This is a genomic window from Bacteroides sp. 2_2_4 (genome assembly GCF_000157055.1).
GTDB lineage: Bacteria > Bacteroidota > Bacteroidia > Bacteroidales > Bacteroidaceae > Bacteroides > Bacteroides ovatus.
On sequence record NZ_EQ973362.1, the window covers coordinates 1 to 24734 of the forward strand.

The following is a 24734-nucleotide window of genomic DNA, read 5'->3' on the forward strand; positions in this document are numbered from 1 at the left end:
GATAAGGACTTTTTCAGATAACCTCCAAACTTTTTTCGAAGTTTTTTTGTTTTTATTTTCTGATACCTTAATCTTGTAACAGAATGTCAATCATTAGGCTCTGTCTCTCTAGCAAAGCGGGTGCAAAAGTAGATAACTTATCAATAACATCCAAATATATCTGACTATTTTTCGGTTCTTTCTTGAAACTTTTTTGTAACTCATTGATTGATAACGATGTCATAGAGTATATTTTTTCAGATAGACACATCCTTATATGGAACACCTATACATTATTATATAGTATACCCAAATGTAAGTTCTATTTTCCTATACCTAACAGAAATTCTATATACATTCAAGATTCCACGATCCACTTTTCGATATTACGAGTTTCTGCGCTAAAATTTACTCCTATTTTAAAAAGTTTTCGCCCATCCGTCTCGAAAGGTAAAGCATAATGCTTATCGTTAATCTGTTGCAAAGCCTCTTCTGCTGTGCCATTCAGTTTAAATTCCATTATATAAATAAATTTATCAGTCTGCAAGACAAGATCAATGCGCCCTTCACTCGTATGATACTCTACCTTGGTGTAGAAGCCTAGCAGTTTAAAAACGATAAAAAGAACATTTTCGTAATGTAGTTCCTGATCCCAAATCACTTCGTAAGTAGTGTCTGCAAAGAAACTTTGCAGGCGGCGGAAGAAAGAGTTATAATCACCGGAACGCACTTCACGGACAAACTTCTGAATCTCAAAAGGCGACTCGACCTTGTTTACGTTCGCATAAAAAGGAAGCAGGAAGCGGATAAAACCTTCTTCCACTTCGCGATTGGGGAAACCCAAGCGATACATTCCAAATTCTTCATCATACCCCTTGATGGTGAGATATCCACTCTGATAAATTACCGGGATGGGATTGGTGGATTCAGAATCTATACTGTTCAACACTTGGACATCGGTCTCTTCATGTGCCATCCGCTCCAGGTCATAATGATGTTTTTTTAGCAATTTCACCAAATAGGTAGGCGTACCCGTTTCAAACCAATAACTACCAAACTCTTTACGCTTGAAAGCGTTCAGCAAACTGAACGGGTTGTACATGCCGATTGAATTGTGCGTAAAATGATAGCCATCATAACACTCTCTCAAATCTTCACAGAGTTTATCATACGTTATTCCACGTGCTGCTGCAAATTCATGTAGTTCCGCTTCCAGATTTTCATGGATTTCACGCTCGCTGACACCACAAATTTCGACATACTCATTCCACATTGAAATATCATCCAGATTATTCAAGTCACTGAATACACTGACTTTGCCAAACTTTGTCACGCCGGTGAGCAGAGCGAACTTTATATACCCGTCCTTCGTTTTCAAAGCGCCATAAAATGGCTTCAGGGTATTTCGGAATTGCTTTTGAAGTTCTTCATTGCCGATGGCTTGCAGCATAGGTTTGTCATACTCATCTACCAGAATAACTACACGTTGCCCCGTCTTTTCGCAAGCACGCTGAATGATACCGGCAAAGCGCAGGGAAAAGGATGTTTCAGACGGACGGGTGCCGTATTGGCTTTCCCAATATTCAAGATTATCATTCAATATTTTATCCAGACTTTCCGGCGTGTCATACTTCTCAATATTAAGGTCGAGATGCAGTATAGGATGCTTTATCCAATCCTTTTCCAACTTTTCCACAGCCAATCCTTCAAACAGTTCCTTTTTCCCTTGGAAATAAGCCTCCAAGGTAGAAATGAGCAGACTCTTTCCAAAACGGCGCGGACGACTCAAGAAGTAATAACTTCCGGTCTTGACCATTTGATACATTAATGCCGTTTTATCAATATAGAAATAACCGTCATTACGAATCTTTTCAAAATTCTGAATGCCGATAGGATAAATTTTATTGCTCATAATCTCTGCTTTTATAAATTAACGCCAGTCACCTGTCTTGCAAAGATATATATTTTTAATAGAACTCCTTCTCACGCAAGGTTAAAAGATTCTTTTCCTCAAGCCACTATTACCTCTAATTTTCCCTACAATAAAGTTTGAAAAATAAAAAAACATCTGCCACCTGCAACAAAATCGAAATAATAAACTGACTGATAAACAATTATAGCGTTGCAGATACCGTTGCAGATACGTTGCAGATAAAGTATCTGCAACACAGCGGTAAGAAGAAATATTGCACACCAAGCATCAAAGTTTATTTTCCTATCATTGAAGCGCTCGTTTCCAGCGTCAGAACTCCGGTTCCCAGGCGGGAAACTACAGTTTCCGCGCATGGAAACGAGCGTTTCCAGCCAGAGATACTAGCGTTTCCCGCTAGAGACACTGGAGTTTCCATATAGAGAAACGACAGCGAAACCGTAGCCGAAAGTATAAGGAACGATGGAATAATCGAATGGTTCTTTCATTGCTGTTTATCGGTTTTATTGTTATTAAATTCTACAAATGTACGGATAAAAAGGATAAACAGATAAAATATCCATGTTTATTTGCAAGAGCGGACAAATATGACTAACTTAGCAGAATATTATTAACAAAACAAAAGATGAAAATTACTCAATTAAGAGACAAGGACAAAACTACTGCGCTGACTACAATGGATATGGAAACGTGGATAGGAAAAACACGGACAGAAACAAAGACACGGCCTGTGTCCGCCTTCAGAGAAGTGTTGCGATATTCCCTGCCCGACTCACGCTGCTACGAAGCAGACAAGCTACCGAAGATTCTTCCGGCTGCGGAATTCCGCAGGGCCGAAGGTGGAAAACAAATGAAAAGTTATAACGGAATAGTAGAACTGACCGTCGGACCGTTGTCAGGCGGCCCGGAGATTACATTGGTAAAACAATTGGCATGGGAACAGCCGCAGACTCACTGTGTTTTTACCGGTTCGAGCGGACGGACAGTAAAAATATGGGCGAAATTTACCCGCCCAGACAATTCGCTTCCACAGAAAAGAGAAGAAGCGGAGATATTTCACGCACATGCCTATCGTTTGGCCGTTAAATGCTATCAGCCGCAAATCCCGTTCAGCATTTTACCCAAAGAGCCTAGTCTGGAACAGTACTCACGGCTGTCATACGACCCGGAACTTATGTACAGACCGGATTCCGTTCCGTTTTATCTGTCGCAACCGTCAGGGATGCCCGAAGAACTGACCTATCGGGAAGCAGTACGCTCGGAAAAGTCACCGTTGACACGGGCCGTACCGGGATATGACACGGAGCGCGCTGTATTTATGCTTTTCGAAGCAGCTTTGAGAAAGACCCATGAAGAAATCTACGAAGCGGAAGATGAAGGTGCACCCGAAAGAGGGGAAGACTTTCAGGCTATGGTGACACAACTGGCTGTCAACTGCTTCCATTCGGGCATTCCCGAAGAGGAAACGGTGAAACGTACTATTTTCCACTATTACCTGCGCCGGCAAGAGGTGCTCATCCGCCAGCTGATTAAGAATGTATATGAAGAACAAAAAGGGTTCGGAAAGAAGAGCAGCTTAGGGAAAGAACAGTACCTGTCACTCCAGACAGAGGAGTTTATGAACAGGCGCTACGAATTCCGTTACAACACCCAAGTGGGAGAAGTGGAATACCGCGAACGGAACTCATTCCATTTCTACTTCAATCCTATCAACAAACGGGTGCTGAACAGTATCGCACTAGATGCGCAGGCCGAAGGGATTCCGCTATGGGACAGGGACATAAGCCGATACATCTACTCCAACCGCATCCCCGTATTCAATCCGTTGGAAGATTTCCTCTACCATCTTCCCATCTGGGACGGCAAAGACCGTATCCGCAGACTGGCGCAAACCGTTCCCTGCGAAAACAAGCATTGGGTAGACTTGTTTCACCGCTGGTTTCTCAACATGGTCATGCACTGGCGTGGGACAGATAAGAAATATGCGAATAATGTTTCGCCCCTGCTGGTAGGCCCGCAAGGTTGCCGTAAATCGACATTCTGCCGCAGCCTCATCCCGCCCGCCATGCGTGCATACTATACGGACAGCATCGATTTCTCACGAAAGGCGGATGCCGAATTGTATCTCAATCGTTTTGCGCTCATCAACATTGACGAGTTCGACCAGATCAGCGCCACCCAACAAGGATACCTGAAACATATCCTGCAAAAACCGATTGTAAATATGCGCAAACCTTATGGAAACGCCGTGCTTGAAATGCGCCGTTATGCTTCATTCATCGCGACGAGCAACCAAAAAGACTTGCTGACCGACCCTACGGGCAGCCGCCGCTTTATCTGTATCGAAGTAACCGGAACGATAGATACAAACAAGGCGATAGATTATGAACAGCTTTACACGCAGGCCATGTATGAGCTCGATCATGGCGAACGTTACTGGTTCGACCAGTCCGAAGAACAGATTATGACCAAAAGCAACCGTGAATTTGAGCAAGTTTCACTCGAAGAACAGTTATTTTACCGTTATTTCCGTCCGGCCAAAGAGAAAGAGGATGGCGAATGGCTCTCACCGGCGGAGATTTTGGAAGATATAAAGAAAAACAGTGCCATACCGTTATCAAACAAGCGGGTAAGTGTGTTCGGGCGAGTTCTCCGTAAACACGAAATCCCATCGAAACGTGTACACAGAGGTACTGTCTACCATGTTGTACGAGTTTTATAAGACCAACAGATACGTTGCAGATACTACATCTGCAACGTATCTGCAACAGGTATCTGCAACGCTGTAATACAGTTATTCTCAATAAGATAATTCAATTTCGTTGCAGGTGGCAGATAAAACAGCACTTTACAAACTTATGTGTAGGTAAAGCTATCTTTCTGTTAAATTCTCAATGAGCCATAAACAAAAATCTCCCCTGCCTGTTACATAGACAACTTAAACATAGTAACCTAAACATAAAAATTATGGCTAGAGAAAGTGTAAAAATTCTACAAGGGAAACTAGATGTAGAAAGTTTAATCGCACAGTTGAACGCAGCATTAGCTGAAGAATGGTTGGCATACTATCAATATTGGGTAGGTGCATTAGTAGTGGAAGGTGCCATGCGTGCCGATGTACAGGGTGAATTTGAGGAACATGCCGAAGAAGAGCGCAGACATGCGCAACTGCTCGCTGACCGTATCATCGAGCTGGAAGGAGTTCCGGTGCTCGACCCTAAGCAATGGTTCGAGTTGGCAAGATGCAAATATGATGCTCCGCAGGGATTCGACTCTGTCAGTTTGCTGAAAGATAATGTAGCTTCCGAACGCTGCGCAATCCTTCGTTATCAGGAAATTGCAGATTTTACCAATGGGAAAGATTTCACTACCTGCGACATCGCCAAACATATTCTTGCCGAAGAGGAAGAACATGAACAGGATTTACAAGACTATCTGACGGACATCGCCAGAATGAAGAAATCATTCCTCGACAAGTAAATTCTAATATAATAGTGATTAGGTAAAAGAGGGTGTATCCTGCAGGGGATATTCCCTCTTTTATCTATTATAGTACGATAAAAACAAAACTATTTTAGAGTAAATCAAGAAGAAATCTTTCTTTTTTCGTATTTTTGTCCCAATATGCACGTTTAATCCAAGTAGATAACGAACATTAGCAAAAAAAAGAATGAAAGTAATTGATTTAATACATAGCAACAAGAAAACTGCTTTTTCTTTCGAGATCCTTCCACCGCTGAAAGGAACGGGAATAGAAAAGTTATATCAGACAATCGATACGCTTCGGGAATTTGACCCGAAATATATCAATATCACTACCCACCGCAGCGAATATGTGTATAAAGACCTCGGTAACGGATTGTTTCAGAGAAACCGCTTGAGAAGGCGTCCGGGAACGGTTGCCGTGGCTGCTGCCATTCAGAACAAATACAATATTACGGTAGTCCCGCATATTTTGTGCAGCGGATTCACACGTGAAGAAACCGAGTATGTGTTGCTCGACCTGCAATTTCTGAATATCACGGAATTACTGGTGTTGCGTGGTGACAAAGCGAAACATGAGTCAGTATTTACACCGGAAGGTGACGGATACCATCATGCTATCGAGTTGCAGGAACAAATCAATAATTTCAATAAAGGTATTTTTGTGGACGGTTCGGAGATGAAAGTCAGCAGTACGCCGTTTTCTTACGGGGTGGCTTGTTATCCGGAGAAGCACGAAGAAGCGCCTAATATCGAGACTGACCTTTACTGGCTGAAGAAAAAAGTGGAGAACGGGGCGGAATATGCCGTGACACAGTTGTTCTACGATAACAGGAAATATTTTGAATTTGTGGAGCAGGCGAAGGCGGCAGGTATCAATATACCTATCATTCCGGGAATCAAACCGTTCAAGAAGCTGTCTCAATTAAGCATGATTCCAAAGACTTTCAAAGTGGACTTGCCGGAAGACTTGGTGAAAGAGGCTTTGAAGTGCAAGAATGACGCGGAAGCCGAGCAAGTAGGTATCGAATGGTGTGTAGCCCAGTGCAAGGAGTTGATGGCTCACGGAGTGCCGAGTATTCATTTCTACTCTATCGGAGCAGTAGACAGTATCAAAGAAGTAGCCAAAATCATTTATTGATATGTTTTTCAGAGACGTAATCGGACAAGAAGAAATCAAGCAACGGCTCATTCAGGAAGTGAATGAGGGGCGTATTCCACATGCCCAGCTTATTTGCGGCCCGGAAGGGGTCGGGAAAATGCCGTTGGCTATTGCATACGCACGTTACATCAGTTGCACCAATCGGGGGGAGACTGATGCCTGCGGAACGTGTCCGTCCTGCGTGAAATTCAATAAATTGGTGCATCCCGACGTACATTTCGTATTCCCTATCGTGAAAAGCGCAAAGGGGAAAAAGGAAGTATGCGATGATTATATAGCCGACTGGCGACCGTTTGTTATCAATCATCCTTACTTTAATCTCAATCACTGGTTAGGAGAGATGGATGCGGAGAACTCACAAGCATTGATCTATGCCAAAGAGAGTGACGAGATTCTGAAAAAACTTAGTTTGAAATCCAGTGAAGGGGGATTTAAGATTACGATTGTATGGCTGCCGGAAAAAATGCATCCGGTGTGTGCCAACAAACTGCTGAAGCTGCTTGAGGAACCGCCCGAAAAAACGGTTTTCTTATTGGTATCGGAAGCGCCGGACATGATTCTGCCCACTATCCTAAGCCGTACCCAGCGCATGAATGTACGGAAGATTGATGAAGCCAGCATCGACCGGGTATTACAGACGAAATATAACATTTTGCCTGCCGACAGTATTTCCATTGCCCATCTGGCAAACGGGAATTTTATCAAGGCACTCGAAACAATTCATCTGAATGAAGAGAACCAGTTGTTTTTTGACTTGTTTGTCAGCCTGATGCGGTTGTCTTACCAACGGAAAATCAGGGAGATGAAAATGTGGAGCGAGCAAGTGGCGGGCATGGGACGTGAACGTCAGAAGAACTTCCTGGAATATTGCCAGCGCATGATTCGGGAGAATTTTATCTTCAACCTGCACCAGCGCAATTTGACGTATATGACGATTAATGAACAGAATTTTGCAACCCGCTTTGCGCCTTTTGTCAACGAACGGAATGTGATGGGGATCATGGACGAATTAAGCGAAGCGCAACTACATATAGAACAGAATGTAAATGCTAAAATGGTATTCTTCGACTTCTCGCTGAAGATGATTGTACTGTTGAAGCAATAATAAATATATAAACTTATGGAATATAAACTTCATAATGGAAGCGGTGGCCTTTGCTGCAAAGGATGCTCCCGACAAGATAAAAAGCTGAACACCTACGATTGGCTGGCGGACATTCCGGGCAATGCGGAAGAGAGTGACATGGTGGAAGTGCAATTCAAAAATACCCGGAAGGGATATTTTCGAAACAGCAACAAGATTAAACTGGAAAAAGGAGATGTAGTTGCCGTTGAAGCGGCTCCCGGCCATGACATCGGCGTGGTTACATTGACCGGCCGACTCGTTCCCCTGCAAATGAAGAAAGCAAACTTCAAAGCAGATACGGAAATCAAGCGTGTCTATCGGAAAGCCAAGCCGGTAGATATGGAAAAGTTCAACGAAGCCAAAGCCAAAGAACACGCTACGATGATTCGTGCGCGTCAGATTGCGTTGAATCTCAATCTGGATATGAAAATCGGAGACGTGGAGTATCAGGGGGATGGCAACAAAGCTATTTTCTACTATATTGCCGATGAGCGAGTAGACTTCCGGCAGCTGATTAAAGTATTGGCCGAAGCATTCCGCGTACGTATCGAAATGAAACAAATCGGTGCCCGTCAGGAAGCAGGACGCATCGGCGGGATCGGTCCTTGCGGACGCGAACTTTGCTGCGCTACGTGGATGACGAGCTTCGTCTCTGTTTCTACCAGTGCAGCCCGTTTTCAGGACATCTCATTAAATCCGCAGAAACTTGCCGGACAATGTGCCAAGCTAAAATGCTGCCTGAATTATGAGGTGGACTGTTACGTGGAAGCTCAAAAACGTCTCCCTTCGAGAGAGATAGAACTGGAAACGAAGGATGGTACTTTCTATTTCTTCAAAGCAGATATTCTAAGCAATCAGGTTTCTTATTCTACGGATAAAAACTTCCCTGCCAACCTGGTCACCATCAGCGGCAAACGTGCGTTTGAAGTAATCTCCATGAATAAGAAAGGGATGAAACCGGACAGCTTGCTCGAAGAAGAAAAGAAACCGGAACCGAGAAAACCTGTTGACTTGCTGGAACAGGAAAGTGTTACCCGTTTCGACCGCAGCCGGAATAATAAAGAGGGCGGCAATAATGCTAACCGGAATAATAAAAAGAAGAAGAAAGGAAACAATAATAACGGAAACCGCCCGCAACAGCAAGCAGAAGGCGGCAATCGTCCGCAACAACCTCAACGGGAGAATGAAAACCGCCCGCAGCAGTCAGAAAACGGCAACAGAGGGGAAAGAGACAACCGCCCGAGAAATAACAATAACAACAACCGGAACAGAGGACAGAACCAGGGACGGAACAACGAAAACAGACGTCCGGAAAGAGGATCAAATCAGGAACGTCCACAAGGACAGGAACGGTCGAATCAGGAACGTCCGCAACAGCAAGACCGTCAACGCGAACAGCAAGGACAGGAACGTCAAGAACGTCGTCCCAACCACGAGCGTCCTTCCAGACCGGAAAGAAATCAGAATCAGGAGAAACAGTCAACTAATGAAAAGCCTACTCAAGAATAGTATATTGAGTCTATTCAGCGCTTGCTTACTGACAGCCTGCAATGAACATACAGTGTATCACTCTTATCAATCCCTTCCCAACAAGGGATGGGGAAAGAGTGATACACTCTCTTTTCATATTCCCATAACTGACAGCGTTCCCACTACTCTCCGGCTTTTTGCGGAAGTCCGCAACAGTATCGAATATCCTTATCATGACCTCCATTTATTTATCAGTCAGAATCTACAGGATTCTACGGTATGGCGCACTGATACCATTGCTTTCTGCCTGGCTGACTCTACCGGAAGATGGACGGGACACGGATGGGGAAGCATTTACCAATCGGAAACTTTTATTACATCTGTCCGCCCTTTACATCCTGCAAATTATACTATTAAAATTATGAGCGGAATGAAAGATGAAAAGTTACAAGGATTGAGCGATGTAGGTATCCGTATTGAGAAGCAGTAAGATTAAAGTCTTCTGCCACGTCCTGCATCAATGCGCAGGAAGATAAACAGCAATATCGTAAATCCCCATAAAGAAGAACCTCCATAGCTGAAGAAAGGCAATGGAATACCGATAACCGGGGTTAATCCCAGCACCATACCGATATTAATAAATAAGTGGAAAAGGAAAATACTGACGACCGAATATCCATAAACCCGCCCAAAGTTGGAAGTCTGCCGCTCGGACAGGAAGATTAATCGTAAGATCAAAATCAGGAAAGCCAACAAGACAGCAGCCGAACCGACAAATCCTTGTTCCTCACCCACTGTACAGAATATAAAGTCGGTATCCTGTTCGGGCACGTACTTTAATTTTGTTTGCGTACCATTCAGGAACCCTTTTCCTGTCAACCCACCGGAACCGATGGCAATCTTGGACTGATTCACGTTGTATCCGGCACCGGTCAAATCTTCTTCCAAACCGAGCACTACTTTGATACGGACTTGCTGGTGAGGTTCGAGCACATTATCAAATACATAATTGCTGGAATACAGGAAGCCGACAGAACCGATTGTAAACAGGGCAATCAGGAAATAAGTACGCTGCCGCTCACTTAATGCCAAATAAATCAGATAGCCTATCACCACAATACAAAGCGTCCATTGCACCCAAACGAGGCTAAAATGCACCCAATATTCGGATATTAAATAAGCAATCAGTAATATAGCCAAACTTCCACCAATGATATTGCGGGTGGCAGACCATTTCTTACGATATACCCACACCATACCACCGGCAAATAATAAGATCAATAGTAATACGATAAATTCTCCCAGTGGTGTAGGAGTATCGGCGATAAAGACTTCATCAAAACGGATGCCGACCACAAAGTAGATTACCGCACATACGCCCGCAAAAAGCACTACCCCCGGCATTCCTTCACGATAAAGAACCAGAAAAAAAGCAAGATAAACCAATGCGGACCCTGTCTCCCGCTGACCGATAATCAATAACATCGGAAGAAGAATGATGAATCCCAGGATAAAGGCACACTTTTCTTTCTTGATACTAAATGAATAAGAGTTCATGTATTTAGCCAACGCCAAGGCCGTAGCGAACTTGGCAAACTCGGCGGGTTGCAGGCTCACAGGCCCCATGACAAGCCACGAGCGTGATCCTTTGGTGTCCGGTGCTATGAAGATGGTAACAATGAGCAAGAGAATCATCCCCACATATATAATGTACGCGAACATATCATACATACGGTCTTCCAGCATCAACAGCACGAATCCGAGTCCAAAGGAACAGATAATCCACACAAACTGCTTGCCGGCACGGGTCGAGAAGTCGAGGAAGTCGCGTTCGCCATAGTCATAGCTGGCTCCGCAGACGCTAAACCATCCGCCAACAATCAGGAGCAGGTAAATAAAAATCGTTACCCAGTCCAGCGTTTTCCACAAACTATCGTTCCTCGTTACCATATAATATCACTCTGTTACTAAATTCTTCCGCCCTCAACTCGTTCTCCGGCGAGAGCTTGCCTTTCAAATACTGTTCCATCATCAGTGCGCCGAAAGGAACTCCGTAAGTAGCACCCCATCCGCCGTTCTCTACATAGACGGCAATAGCTATCTTCGGTTTGTTCATCGGCGCAAAGCCCATAAATACCGAGTGGTCGTGTCCGCGGTTCTGCGCAGTACCCGTTTTTCCACAGGCTTCCAAATCCGGAACCATCACTGACAGCATACGGCAAGTTCCTCCGGTGGCTGCGCCACGCATCCCTTCTACGACTGATTCATAATGTCTTTTCTCAATAGTGGTATAACGTGGTACGCGATAGATGCTGTCCAACTGATTATCTTGGATTTCCTTTACAATATGCGGTGTCACAAAGTATCCTCTGTTAGCAATCGTTGCTCCCAAGTTAGCAATCTGAAGGGGAGTGGATAGAATTTCCCCCTGTCCGATAGAGATACTGATTACTGTCAGTCCGTTCCAATGTCCGCGATAAGCTTTATCGTAGAACTGCGCATTCGGAATCAGCCCCCGTTTCTCTCCCGGCAAATCAACTCCCAGTTTGTAGCCAAATCCTTGCGAAACCATGTGGTCTTTCCAGACCGTAATAGCGTTTTGCGGTGAACCGTATTTACGATCGCCAAACATACGGAACAGTCCCCAACAGAAATAGGAGTTGCACGATGTAGCAATAGCCGGAATCAATGGCAAGGGAGATCCGTGAGCATGGCAGCCTACTGTCAATCTTCCGTAATGGAACCCATGTGAGCAAGGGAATGCCGGACTTTGTTCGGTGATAATTCCTTCTTGCAGGAACGTCAGTCCTTGCGCTGTCTTGAACGTAGATCCCGGAGGGTACACTCCCATCAGGGCACGATTCAAAAGCGGTTTGGTCATATCACGTTGCAAGGCCAGATGGTTCTTGCCACGCTGGCGGCCAATCATCAAATGCGGGTCATAATTGGGAGAGGATACCAGACAAAGGATTTCTCCGGTCTCCGGTTCGATAGCCACAATGCTTCCAATCTTATTCTTTAATAAACGTTCGCCCAGCATCTGCAAGTCAATATCCAAACTCAATGTCAGGTTCTTGCCGGGAACGGAAGGACGGTCATATTCACCATCCATATAATGTCCCTGGATACGACCGTGCGCATCGCGAAGCAGAATCTCAATTCCTTTCTCGCCACGCAGATACTTTTCATACGATTTCTCGACTCCTAACTTGCCGACATAATCCCCACGGATGTAATATCCTTCTTCATCCGCTTCCATTTCTTTTGCGGAGACTTCTCCGATATCTCCCAAAGCATGGGCGGCAGCATTGTACGAATATTGGCGGATGGTACGCCGTTGGATATAAAAACCACGAAACTTAAACAGCTTTTCTTGAAAGACACCACATTCTTCCGCCGAAAGTTGCGACATAAACAACTGGTTGGTATAGCGGGAATAGCCCGGATTGCGACGACGGTCTTTCATGTCGCTCATTATTTTGAGAAACTGCGCACGGGTGATATTCAACGATTGGCATAAATCGAGTGTGTCCAGATTCTCTATTTCCTTTGGCACGATCGTTATGTCGTATGCCGGCTGGTTGAATACCAGCAATTTACCGGTCCGGTCATAAATAGCACCACGCGAGGGGTATTGGATCTTATTCAAAAAAGCGTTACTGTCAGCATTCTTCTTGTAGTCATCGGTCGTGATCTGCAATACAAAAAGACGTATCAGATAAATCAAAACAATGGAGATAGCAATGCCTCCGATTACAAATTTGCGCTTCTCTAAGATATAATCTTTTGCCATCGTTACTTCTTAATCCCTTCTATAGCTATGATACAGGTTACAGTCAGAATAGTGCAAAGAAGCACTCGCAACAGTAACAGCCAAATGCTGGTAAATGAGAAGAACTCAATGGAGAGTAATGCCAGACTGTGCACAAAAACACTTGCAGTAGTATATTTTAAGAAAGGACTGATTCCCATCGTCTTGAAAGAGGGAATAAGGCTGTCCGGATTATCACGGGGCATGAACAGACGAAGCAAAGAAGGACGGAGAAAGGCAAGCAATACGGTAGCTGCCGCATTCATTCCCGGAGTATCGGAGAATATATCAATGGTCAGCCCGAAGAAAAAAGCCCACAACATCAGTTCATTCCGGGAAGTACCGGAGCTGAATTTCAGAATAAAATAGATATAGAGAAAAGGAGTAGCATAGCCGGCAATATGTACACTATTAAGGATTAGCACCTGAAGAAGTACCAAGCCGATAAACCATCCGATTCTATGTATATAAGTAATAATCATTCTTTCATCACCTTGTTTTCAAGTTTCTTCTGTTCTTCCTGACCTGTCCGAGCTACCACCCGAACGTCACTCAACTTACCGAAATCAGTAGCCAGCTTGATTTTCAACAGATAGGAAAGTCCGTCATTAGAGTCGGACATATCATCCACCGTTCCCACCATTATACCTTCGGGAAAGACGGTGGAGAAACCACTGGTAACGACTGTATCTCCCAAATTAAACTCTGCATGACGAGGCAAGTCTTTCAGATAAGCATAGCGCGAATCTCCATGTTCCCATTTCAGATAACCGAAATAATCACTGCCGATAATCTTGCAACTGATATTCGACTTGCTGTTCAGTACCGAAATCACCACCGAGTAGGAAGGAGAGGTTTCATAAACAATCCCTACAATCCCATTACCATCCACCACTCCCATTTCGGAGCGAATACCGGAAGAGGAACCTTTATCGAGCGTGATATAATTATCAACCAGATTCAAACTGTTCTTTATCACATGCGCTTTAAACAACTGATAATCCGCTTGCGGCACCTGCCGGATGCTGTTGATTGCCATAGAATCGAGCTGCTGCTCTCTCAATGCTTTTTCCAGATTAGTGATCTGTTGTTCGAGCACCATGTTGCGATCCAATAGATCTTCATTGACCGATTTCAGATGAAAATAAGAGGAAATCCCTCCCGAAACTTCATAAACCGCCCCCACAACCGTATTGGCAGAAGTGAAGAATGCACTCTGCTGATAACGGTTGAACCGAAATAACAAAACAAAACTGGCTACCTCCAATAAGATGAAGAGGAACCAGTAATTGTATTTCAGAAGGAAGTTTAATAAATTCCTCATCCCCGGTTTATCTCATTAAGAAAGAGAAACGGTCTACGTTCTTCAATGCCACTCCTGTACCTTTGGCAACTGCATGCAAAGGATCTTCCGCAATATGGAAAGGAATGTTGATCTTATCGGTCAATCTCTTATCCAGTCCACGAAGCAATGCACCACCTCCGGAGAGATAGATACCATTGTGCACAATATCAGCATACAGTTCAGGAGGTGTATTTTCCAATGCACTCAAGATAGCAGTTTCGATCTTTGAAATTGATTTCTCCAGACAGTGGGCTACTTCCTGGTAGCATACAGGCACCTCCATCGGAAGAGCTGTGATACGGTTCGGCCCGTGAACGATATAATCTTCCGGAGCATCATCACCCAGTTCGGTTAAAGCAGCACCTACATTGATTTTGATACGTTCTGCCATACGCTCGCTGACTTTCACATTGTGCTGACGGCTCATATATTCGCGAATATCCTCTGTCAGGTCATCACCGGCTGTGCGGATGGAGTTGTTGGAAACGATACCTCCCAAAGAGATAACGGCAATTTCCGTAGATCCACCACCTATATCGACAATCATGTTTCCTTCCGGAGCTTCCACGTCGATGCCGATACCGATTGCCGCAGCCATCGGCTCGAAAATCAAATAAACATCACGACCGCCAGCATGTTCCGCAGAGTCACGGACAGCACGGAGTTCAACTTCCGTACTCCCCGAAGGAACGCCAATCACCATGCGAAGAGAAGGTGAAAACAAATGGTTGCGAGTATTCACCTGCTTTATCAAACCGCGCATCATCTGCTCGCAAGCATAGAAGTCGGCAATCACTCCGTCTCTCAACGGACGGATGGTACGTATGTTTTCGTGGGTTTTTTCATGCATCAACTTCGCCTTTTCCCCCACGGCAATCATCTTTTCTGTACGGCGATCCAGAGCTACAACCGAAGGCTCATCCACCACGATTTTTCCGTTCGTGATGATGATAGTATTGGCTGTGCCCAAGTCCATTGCTATCTCTTGTGTAAAAGAAAATAATCCCATTCTTAATTCTTATTTTTAGTGTTTAAAATGACGGATACCGGTAGTTACCATCGCCATACCATGCTCATTGCAATAAGCAAAGGATAAATCGTCTTTTACCGAACCTCCCGGTTGGATAACAGCCGTAATACCTTCTTTATCTGCAATTTCCACACAGTCGGGGAACGGGAAGAAAGCATCGGAAGCCATCACTGCACCATTCAGATCAAAACCGAATGATTTGGCCTTTTCTATTGCTTGCTTCAATGCGTCTACACGCGAAGTCTGTCCTACACCGCTTGCAAGAAGTTGCTTATCTTTTGCCAATACGATGGCGTTGGATTTGCTGTTCTTTACAATTTTGTTGGCAAACAACATATCTTCTACTTCTTCCGGAGTAGGAGCTTTGTCTGTCACGGTTTTCAGGTCAGCTACCGTTTCAATATTAGTATCTTTATCCTGCACCAATACGCCATTCAGTAAAGCACGGAATTGCTTTTTAGGCAATTTAGCTTCTTTACGAACGAGGATGATGCGGTTCTTTTTCTGTCCCAGGATTTCGAGTGCATCCACATCATAATCCGGCGCGATAATCACTTCGAAGAAAATCTTGTTGATTTCTTCCGCAGCTTCTTTGTCGATGACACCATTCGTAATCAATACACCGCCGAAAGCAGAAACCGGATCACCGGCCAATGCGTCTTTCCAAGCTTCTAAAACTGTAGCACGGGAAGCTAATCCGCAAGCGTTGTTGTGTTTCAGGATAGCGAAAGTGAGGTCATCGAATTCGTCGATCAGGTCAACGGCTGCGTTGATGTCGAGAAGATTGTTATAAGAGATTTCTTTTCCGTGAATCTGGTCGAACATTGCTTCCAGATTTCCGTAGAAATAACCTTTCTGATGTGGGTTTTCACCGTAACGAAGTTGCTTCTGGCTATTAACAGAGCAACGGAAAGCAGAACCTTCGCCGGCATCGAAATAATTGAAAATAGCCGAATCGTAGTGAGAAGAAACGGCAAATGCTTCTTTAGCCATCCAGCGACGTTCTTCAAGTGAAGAAGTAGCGCCGTGCTCCATCAACATATCCAATAATGGTTTGTATTGAGCTTGAGAAGCTACGATGATTACATCGTTATAGTTCTTGGCTGCGGCACGAATCAGTGAGATTCCGCCTATATCGATTTTTTCAATAATGTCTGCTTCAGATGCACCGGAAGCTACAGTAGCTTCGAACGGATACAAATCAACAATAACCAGATCTATCTCGGGAATTTCATATTTCTCAATCTGTTGCATATCCTGTTCCAGACCACGACGACAAAGAATACCTCCGAAAATTTTCGGATGTAATGTCTTTACTCTACCACCGAGAATAGAAGGATAAGTGGTCAAATCTTCCACTGCCTTGCAAGGATATCCCAATGATTCAATAAACTGACGAGTTCCGCCTGTTGACAAAAACTCTACTCCCTCTTCATGAAGTTTGGTAATAATTTCATCCAAACCTTCTTTATGGTATACAGATACCAATGCAGTTTTTATTCTTTTAGACTCTGACATTGAATTGCTTATTAAGTATTTGGTGTGCAAAGTTACGAAATATTGTTTATCGTACGTAATAAATAAGGTGTGAATTAATAAAAAAAAGCGTTGACTCTCCTCAACGGAAAATCAACGCCTCTTCGCATATATGTTCTCTATTCAAAAACTATTACCAAATAGATACTCGTTTTTCTTTAGGTACGAACATCGAATCCTGTTCGGTGATTTTGAATGCTTCATACCAATTCTGGATATGAGGAAGAGCACCGTCCACACGCCATTTGCCTAATGAGTGAGGATCAAGTTTGGTTAATCGGAGAATTTCTTCCGGACGGATATTTCCTGCCCACACATTAGCGTAAGCTAGGAAGAAACGTTGTTCCGGAGTAAATCCGTCAATAATTTCCAGCGGTGCGGCTTCTGTTGCATTCTTGAATGCCTGGAAAGAAACTTGCAAACCTCCGTGGTCGGCAATGTTCTCTCCAAGTGTCAGGCTACCGTTTGCGTGTACGCCCGGAGCGACTTCAATACTGTCAAAGAAGTTAACCATCACCTGTGCCCGTTCTTCGAACTTTTTAGCATCTTCTTCTGTCCACCAGTCTTTCAGGTTTCCGTCTTTGTCATATTGACGTCCCTGATCGTCAAATCCATGAGTCATTTCATGGCCGATTACCACGCCGATTGCACCGTAGTTCATAGCATCGTCCGCATTCATATCGAAGAACGGAGGTTGCAGGATAGCTGCCGGGAAGCAGATTTCATTGGTAGTCGGGTTATAATAAGCGTTCACTGTTTGAGGAGTCATCAACCATTCATCCTTGTCTACCGGTTTGCCGGCTTTGGCAATCATTTCGTTGTAATCCCATTCGTTGGCACGCTCGATATTTGCCCAGTAAGAATCATCTTTGATCTCCAGTGCGGAGTAATCTTTCCATTTATCAGGATAACCTATTTTTACATGGAAGGTTGCCAGTTTCTCCAACGCTTTTTCCTTGGTCGGTTCACTCATCCATTCCAAACCTTTGATACGTTCTCCTAAAGAAGTTTGCAGGTTCTTCACCAGTGTAACCATACGTTCTTTGGCAGCAGCCGGGAAGTACTTCTCTACATACATCTGTCCTACCACTTCGCCAAGTACACCATCTACGGTGCTCACGGAACGTTTCCAGCGAGGTTGCATTTCTTTCTTACCAGACATTGTCCTACTGTAGAAGTCGAAGTTTTGTGCTTCAAAATCATCGCTTAGATAAGAAGCGGCAGCATCTATCAATCCCCATTGGAGGTACAATTTCTGATCGTCCAGTGATACGGTATTAATCACATCGGCTACTTCCTTCATGGCAGCAGGCTGACCTACGTTCACTTCTTCCAAATCTTTCAAACCGGAAACGGTGAAATAAGTATCCCAGTCAAAAGTCGGGAAGTTCTTTTTCAGCGTCGCCCTATCCATCTTGTTATAATTAGCATGAGGATCACGCAATTCCACTTGTGAACGAGCCGCTTTCGCCAGGCGAGTTTCGATGTTCATCACTGCTTTCACCGCTTTCTGTGCAGTAGCCTCATCATAACCTGCTAATTGGAACATCTTGGCGATATGTTCCTGATATTTATTACGGATATTTTTAGTCTGCTCGTCATTCTCCAGATAATAGTCACGCTGTCCCATTCCGATACCACCTTGATAGGTCTGTACGATATTCATGGAACTGTTCATATCATCCGCACTTACAAACATGGTGAAGTAAGGACGGATGCCTTTCTTCTGGCTCTCTGCGATATATGCGTAGATTTCTCCTTTATCCTTGAGAGCGTCAATGGCTGCCAGTTCTGCTTTGATCGGAGCTACACCTTCCTGATTCAGCTTCACGCTATCCATTGCGATATTATAAAGATCACCTACTTTCTGCGCAGCACTGCCCGGTGCGTTATCTTTCTTCGCTGCCAATTCGGCAATCAATGCTTTCAGTTGTTCACGACTGTTTTCGCGCAACATGTCGAATGTACCGAAACGTGAATACTCGTCTGTCAGCGGATGATCTTTCACCCAACCTCCACAGGCATATTGATAAAAACTTGTACCCGGCATAGCCGTGGTATCCAGATTAGCAAGGTCGATACCGGACGTCAGCACAGCCTCTTTCTTACTGTTACATCCTGTTGTCATAAGGCATACGGCAAGAATTGGTAAATACTTGGTTACTTTCATATTGTATAAATAATTAAATAGTCTCTCTAATCAACAATCATCCTACCCGCAGTCCGACACCGAGGAAGAAGGTGACCGACACCGAGGAACGCCTCGTTCCTCAACGAGAAACACCTGTTTCGACACCGAGAAACAGATACCCGCCAGGAATACCTTCTACCGAGGTATAGCATTTCTCTCACATAGTGCCCGGAAGTATGCGTTTTGTTCTAGTTTTTCGCTTCTTCCAGTTCCATCGAAACCCGCTCCCACTCTTCAACAATGCCATCCAACTGTTGCTTCAGTTTTTGATGCCGTTCATAGAGCTGCATATCCGAAGCTCCTTCGGGAGTTGCCATCTTCGCTTCTACGATAGCAATCGCGGATTCGGTTTCCTCTATTGAAGCTTCACAGTCCGCCACCTGGCGTTCGAGTTTCTTAATCTTCTTATTAAGTTCTTTCTGGGCTTCGTAAGAGAGCTTATTCTCCGAAGGCTGAACGGTTTCAGGTTCATTACCTTTAGCTGAAGCCGTGGGAGAAGCCGACAATCCCGCTCCTTTCTGAAGCTCGTTCAAGCTATCTATCTTTTTCTTTTGCAAGAATTCATAGATACCTCCAAGGTGTTCTTTTACAAGTCCACCACCAAACTCATATACTTTAGTCGCAAGTCCATCCAGAAAATCACGGTCGTGGCTGACAAGAATCACTGTTCCGTCAAATTCGCGGATAGCTTCCTTCAAAACATCTTTCGAACGCATATCCAAATGATTGGTCGGTTCGTCCAGAATCAGTAGATTTACGGGTTCCAGCAGAAGTTTAATCATCGCCAATCGCGTACGTTCTCCTCCGGAAAGGACTTTCACCTTTTTATCCGAAGCTTCGCCTCCAAACATGAAAGCTCCCAGTATATCACGTATCTTCAGACGGATATCTCCTGTCGCTACCCGGTCAATCGTATCGAATACAGTCAAGTTCTCATCCAACATTTGTGCCTGGTTCTGCGCAAAATAACCGATTTGTACATTATGTCCGATCGTTAGTTTGCCTTCGAAATCAATCTCGTCCATGATACATTTCACCAAGGTAGACTTACCCTCTCCGTTCTTCCCGACGAAAGCCACTTTCTCTCCCCTGTTGATAGTCAGGTTGACATCATGGAAAACGACATGGCTGCCATACGCTTTGCGCACATCTTCGCAAATCACAGGATAGTTTCCGCTACGACTGGCTGGAGGGAATTTTAAACGCAAGGCGGAATTATCTTCCTCGTCCACTTCGATGCGGTCTATCTTTTCCAGTTGCTTGATACGGCTTTGCACCTGTACGGCTTTCGTTGCTTTATAGCGGAAGCGTTCGATGAAGTCTTCTGTATCCTGTATTTGTTTCTGCTGATTTTCGTAAGCACGGAGCTGTTGTTCACGGCGTTCTTTACGCAGGACTACAAACTCATCGTACTTCACTTTGTAGTCGTAAATCTGACCGCAAGTGATTTCGATGGTACGGGTAGTTACGTTATTCAGGAAAGCACGGTCATGGCTGACTAATACGACTGCATTGGCACGTGTAGACAAAAAGTTTTCCAACCATTGGATACTTTCAATATCAAGGTGATTGGTCGGCTCATCGAGCAAAAGCACGTCCGGGCGACGTAAAAGCAATTTTGCCAATTCGATACGCATACGCCATCCACCAGAAAACTCCGAAGTAGGGCGTTCAAAATCTTCCCGGCTGAATCCCAATCCAAGAAGTGTCCGTTCGATTTCCGCCTGAAAGTTCGTACCGCCCATCATCAGAAACCGGTCGTTTTCATGCGTGAAACGGTCTATCAACTGATGATATTCTTCCGAATCATAGTCTGTCCGTTCGGCCAATTCCTGATTCATCCGTTCCAACTTCGCCTGAAGCTCAAATATATGTTCGAATGCCAGTTCTGCCTCTCCCATCACCGTCCGGTTGTCGGAAAGAATCATGACTTGTGGCAAATATCCGATGGTTACATCTTTCGGAGTAGCTACCACTCCGCGTGTCGATGACTGCAAACCTGCCAATATCTTCAGCATGGTTGATTTGCCGGCACCATTTTTGCCGACCAATGCAATGCGGTCTTTCTTATTAATTACATAGCTGACGTCCTCAAAAAGCGGCGTCGCATTAAATTCTACTGATAATCCTTCTACTGAAATCACTTCTGCTTCTGATTTATAACATTTTGGACTGCAAAGATACTGAATATTTATTAGATACTACTTAGTATGATACGTTATGAAAAACAAAAAAAGCAGTCATTCTTATGAATGACTGCTCTTTATCTTAATCAATGGCTCTTCTTTAGAACAACTTAGCAGGATATTCACCGGCATCTACCAATGCCTGAATCTTATCTACTACGCTCTGACGGTCTTCCGGATAAGTGACGCCGAACCACTTGCTGGTAGTATCCAGTACTTCAACAGTGGCAGTTCCGTCATTAATCAATTTATCTACCATCAATGGGATGAAGAACTCGCTCTTCAGGTTTTCCATATTCTTCGGATCGCTTAGGAAAGTCTTGAAGAATTCCTGGCTGTAAGCGAAGTAATCAGGAGTAAAGCCCCAGAAGTTCATACTTACCGGAGTCGTGTCGGGAGTAGCCGTCCATTCGCCATCATCACCGATATATTTCACTTCACCGTCCAGACGTTGAATCTTCGTACGTTCTACTACAGAAGTCAACAATCCTTTAGCATCTGTACTACAGATACCACGAGATACCGTACCGCTTTCGCTCAATGTATTTCCTACACGGAAACCTACCATCGAATAAACGTTCTTTGAATTTTCAGGAAGAGCAGAAAGGAATTTGCCCATTACCTGGAAAGAATCACGACCATAGAAATCATCGCAGTTAATCACTGCAAACGGTTCTTTAATCACATCAGCACCCATCATTACTGCATGGTTAGTACCCCAAGGTTTGGTACGGTCTGCCGGGCAAGTAAAGCCTTCCGGAAGATCGTCGATTGATTGAAATACCAGTTCGCAAGGAATGTGACCTTCGTATTTGGAAATAATTTTATCACGGAAATCTTGTTCAAAATCTTTGCGGATTACAAATACAAGTTTGCCAAATCCGGCATTGATAGCATCATAGATTGAGTAATCCATAATAGTTTCGCCATTAGGACCCAGTCCGTCTAATTGCTTCAAGCCTCCATAACGGCTACCCATACCGGCTGCCAATAAGAATAAAGTTGGTTTCATAAATTGTGTAATATTAAAAGGTTAGTGATGTCAACGGCATCAGATTTCGTTGCAAAATTACAAAAATAGTTGAATCCAACAGGACAAATATCAATCATTATTTACCAAAATCGTACAAAAATCATTCATTAGAAGGGATAACCGATAGCAAAATGTATTCCCAGATTCTTCATAAAGGATCCTGTGACATTGTAATATCCGCTTCGTTCTGTATCGTAAGGCAAATGCAAAGGTATACCGAAGTCGAGACGGAACACCAGAATATCCATATCATAACGAATACCGACACCAGTACCCAAGGCGATTTGTTTCGGGAAAGTTTTCAGTTCGAGTTGTGAATTGGGACGGGCCTCATCCTTTCGCATCAGCCAAACGTTTCCCGCATCCAGGAAAGTGGCTCCCCAAATGCTCTTAAAGATACGGAAACGGTATTCTACATTTGCCTCAAAACGGAAAGTACCCGTCTGGTCGAGGTAAGAATAGCGGCTTTCCGCCGGATGGTATCCGCCCGGGCCGATGCTACGTACTGTAAAAGCGCGGATGCTGTTGGCACCACCCACATAGAATTGTTCGCTGTAAGGGGCTATCGTTGCATTACCGTAGGCGAAGAGAGCGCCCAAAGCTACACGGGAAGCAATCTTATTATTCTTGTCCATATTCCACAAATGGCGGAATTCCGTATTCAGTTTCACAAACTGCGCGAAAGGAACGTTCAGCAAACGTTTGTCCTCTTTGCTGAAAGACTGACCGAAAGCACGGTAAATCACCGAGGTCAGGTTACCGGCAGAGGTTACAGTCGATTGCCACCAAATCGGATTTTTAATACCGCGTGCGGAAGCATTATCATAGGTATAGGTATATTCCATAGCAGGAATAAACTGATCTTTCAAACTGATATATAATGCAGGATTGGCATCGGCAATTTCCCTGAACTCTTCTGATTGGTGTTGAAGGACGTTGAATGTCAGTTTAAAAGGGGTGATACTATGTCGGCTTGTACGTGTCGGCTGGAAATCGTAGGTAGCATTTCCGCCGAATGACAACAGTTTATAATACCTGGCACGGTTCAACTGGTCGATGTATAGACGGAATGTAGTGGTAGCCGGAAAGTCAAACTCCCTTTTCCCCCAATGCGGGAAAACCACGCGCGGGAAAGTCAGAGAGGTGGAAACTCCCATCTCCCAACTGTTCATCAAAGAACTTTTTTCTCCTCCGCCGGTTTGCCATTCATAAGAGCCTTTCAGCTTCACGTTCCAGCTTTCGCCACCTCCAAATACATTGTTCCGGGTGACACCGAATGATGCTCCGGGCCCGGTTTGGTCGTTACTTTTGGTTACAACATTCAATTCCAGTTCGGCGTCCAGCGGCTTGGCAAATGTGGCCTGCATGGTTACGTTCAGCGTATCACAAACAGCTGTCGTATCTTTCGGGGCATATTGCAAATCCAGATAACTGAAGATTCCCAACTGGCTAAGTTTCTCCTGCACCTGCTCCTGTCGATACTGACTGTAAAGACGAGTGCGATTGGAAGCCCGCATCTGTGCATTCCGCACAAACTGTTGATAGTTCAACCAACGGTAAAGCATATTCGGACGTACCTGCAATTTCTTATAATAATGTATATTCAGATTCTTATACATCATGCTGTCATTGGGCGCCTCACCATTCTTGCCAAACAGGTAAACAGAGGCATCTCCTACATAGTAAGGACGTTGTGCCGCAGCGGGTAATCCCGGAACGGGAATCAGACGAAGGCTGATATGTCCACCGGGAACCAATGTCGTATCTGCCTGATAAGTCATATAATCGGGACGGAAGTAAAAATATCCCCGGTTACGCAACAGCGTACTGATACGGGTACGCTCTTCATCCAGATCGACCACGTTGAACTGCTCGCCGGGACTTATATAAGACATTCGACGTCCCCGTTCCATAATGCGCAACGTTTGAGGAGTGAAACGCTGATAATAAACCGTATCTATAAAATAAGGATTCTTCATGTCTACCGTATACAGAATACTTGCTTTCAGGCTGTCTTTCTTATCGACCAATGTTTCATAAGTCACTTTCCCATTGAAGTAACCATAATCACGGAGCAAGTTTGTAGCCACCTTGATGCGGACCTCCGGATTGACAGTGGAAATAAATACCGGAGGGTTAGCAGCCAGACGGTTGAACATCCACTTTCCAAATCCTTTTTTATATTTCACAAAGTCGTTATACATCCACATTTTAAAAGGAATAGGCAGAAGCCCTCCCAACATCTTCGTACTGGGAGTTTTATCAAGGGCCGCCTCAATCTCTGTCAGAGCCGTCCCTCCTACCGGTGTTGTCGACTTATTCTGTATAACAGTTTTTCCTCCTGTATAAAGTACCTCCCCTTCGGGCAGATGCTTTGTCACCGAACAACCCGAAAATAAGATGAGACCCATCAGGCAACTTATTAATATGTTACTATATATACCTTTCATGT

The 24734-nt window shown here is 44.4% G+C and carries 17 protein-coding genes; 6 read left to right on the plus strand and 11 right to left on the minus strand.

The window, feature by feature from the left end; translation table 11 throughout:
- Positions 1 to 337: 337 nt before the first annotated feature.
- Complete coding sequence (locus tag BSCG_RS10935) at positions 338 to 1891, minus strand: ATP-binding protein (RefSeq protein ID WP_008776370.1); 1554 nt, start codon at positions 1889 to 1891, stop codon at positions 338 to 340.
- Between the two features lie 643 nt (positions 1892 to 2534).
- On the opposite strand from BSCG_RS10935, the gene BSCG_RS10930 reads away from it, so the two are divergent.
- The 6 genes from BSCG_RS10930 to gldH all read left to right on the plus strand — a co-directional run bounded on the left by BSCG_RS10930 (position 2535) and on the right by gldH (position 9640).
- On the plus strand, positions 2535 to 4631 hold the full coding sequence (locus BSCG_RS10930) for a BT4734/BF3469 family protein (protein ID WP_008776372.1): 2097 nt from the start codon (positions 2535 to 2537) through the stop codon (positions 4629 to 4631).
- Between the two features lie 245 nt (positions 4632 to 4876).
- Positions 4877 to 5389, plus strand: a complete 513-nt coding sequence (locus tag BSCG_RS10925) for a ferritin-like domain-containing protein (RefSeq protein WP_004304906.1) — start codon at positions 4877 to 4879, stop codon at positions 5387 to 5389.
- Between the two features lie 190 nt (positions 5390 to 5579).
- On the plus strand, positions 5580 to 6533 hold the full coding sequence (gene metF, locus BSCG_RS10920) for a methylenetetrahydrofolate reductase [NAD(P)H] (protein WP_004304907.1): 954 nt from the start codon (positions 5580 to 5582) through the stop codon (positions 6531 to 6533).
- A gap of 1 nt (position 6534) precedes the next feature.
- Complete coding sequence (locus BSCG_RS10915) at positions 6535 to 7659, plus strand: ATP-binding protein (RefSeq protein ID WP_004304908.1); 1125 nt, start codon at positions 6535 to 6537, stop codon at positions 7657 to 7659.
- A gap of 15 nt (positions 7660 to 7674) precedes the next feature.
- On the plus strand, positions 7675 to 9189 hold the full coding sequence (locus BSCG_RS10910) for a stage 0 sporulation family protein (protein WP_008776373.1): 1515 nt from the start codon (positions 7675 to 7677) through the stop codon (positions 9187 to 9189).
- On the plus strand, positions 9167 to 9640 hold the full coding sequence (gldH, locus tag BSCG_RS10905) for a gliding motility lipoprotein GldH (RefSeq protein WP_008024623.1): 474 nt from the start codon (positions 9167 to 9169) through the stop codon (positions 9638 to 9640). The genes BSCG_RS10910 and gldH overlap by 23 nt, the downstream gene beginning before the upstream one ends.
- Positions 9641 to 9642: 2 nt before the next feature.
- Here the strand turns inward: gldH and rodA are convergent, their stop codons facing one another.
- The 10 genes from rodA to BSCG_RS10855 form a co-directional block, all read right to left on the minus strand.
- Positions 9643 to 11100, minus strand: coding sequence for a rod shape-determining protein RodA (rodA, locus tag BSCG_RS10900; RefSeq protein WP_008024621.1), 1458 nt, complete (start codon positions 11098 to 11100; stop codon positions 9643 to 9645).
- Positions 11081 to 12943 carry a penicillin-binding protein 2 gene (gene mrdA, locus BSCG_RS10895; RefSeq protein WP_004324644.1) on the minus strand — a complete coding sequence of 621 codons (1863 nt, stop codon included), beginning with the start codon at positions 12941 to 12943 and terminating at the stop codon, positions 11081 to 11083. Before mrdA ends, rodA begins: the two co-directional genes overlap by 20 nt.
- A gap of 2 nt (positions 12944 to 12945) precedes the next feature.
- On the minus strand, positions 12946 to 13443 hold the full coding sequence (mreD, locus tag BSCG_RS10890; protein ID WP_004299943.1) for a rod shape-determining protein MreD: 498 nt from the start codon (positions 13441 to 13443) through the stop codon (positions 12946 to 12948).
- Positions 13440 to 14285 carry a rod shape-determining protein MreC gene (gene mreC, locus BSCG_RS10885; protein WP_004299942.1) on the minus strand — a complete coding sequence of 282 codons (846 nt, stop codon included), beginning with the start codon at positions 14283 to 14285 and terminating at the stop codon, positions 13440 to 13442. Before mreC ends, mreD begins: the two co-directional genes overlap by 4 nt.
- A gap of 7 nt (positions 14286 to 14292) precedes the next feature.
- Positions 14293 to 15315 carry a rod shape-determining protein gene (locus BSCG_RS29445; RefSeq protein ID WP_004299941.1) on the minus strand — a complete coding sequence of 341 codons (1023 nt, stop codon included), beginning with the start codon at positions 15313 to 15315 and terminating at the stop codon, positions 14293 to 14295.
- 15 nt (positions 15316 to 15330) lie between these two features.
- Positions 15331 to 16854 (minus strand): bifunctional phosphoribosylaminoimidazolecarboxamide formyltransferase/IMP cyclohydrolase, encoded by a 1524-nt coding sequence (gene purH, locus BSCG_RS29450; protein WP_004310431.1) that lies wholly within the window; start codon positions 16852 to 16854, stop codon positions 15331 to 15333.
- Positions 16855 to 17005: 151 nt separating this feature from the next.
- The gene (locus BSCG_RS10870; protein WP_008776374.1) at positions 17006 to 19042 is read right to left on the minus strand and encodes a M13 family metallopeptidase; all 2037 of its coding nucleotides are present in this window, start codon (positions 19040 to 19042) and stop codon (positions 17006 to 17008) included.
- 209 nt (positions 19043 to 19251) lie between these two features.
- A complete protein-coding gene (locus BSCG_RS10865; RefSeq protein WP_008776375.1) occupies positions 19252 to 21207 on the minus strand; it encodes an ABC-F family ATP-binding cassette domain-containing protein in 1956 nt (651 codons plus the stop codon).
- A 142-nt stretch (positions 21208 to 21349) separates the two neighbouring features.
- Positions 21350 to 22261 (minus strand): NDP-sugar synthase, encoded by a 912-nt coding sequence (locus BSCG_RS10860; protein WP_004299937.1) that lies wholly within the window; start codon positions 22259 to 22261, stop codon positions 21350 to 21352.
- Positions 22262 to 22389: 128 nt separating this feature from the next.
- Complete coding sequence (locus BSCG_RS10855; protein WP_004310435.1) at positions 22390 to 24732, minus strand: BamA/TamA family outer membrane protein; 2343 nt, start codon at positions 24730 to 24732, stop codon at positions 22390 to 22392.
- Positions 24733 to 24734: the final 2 nt, after the last annotated feature.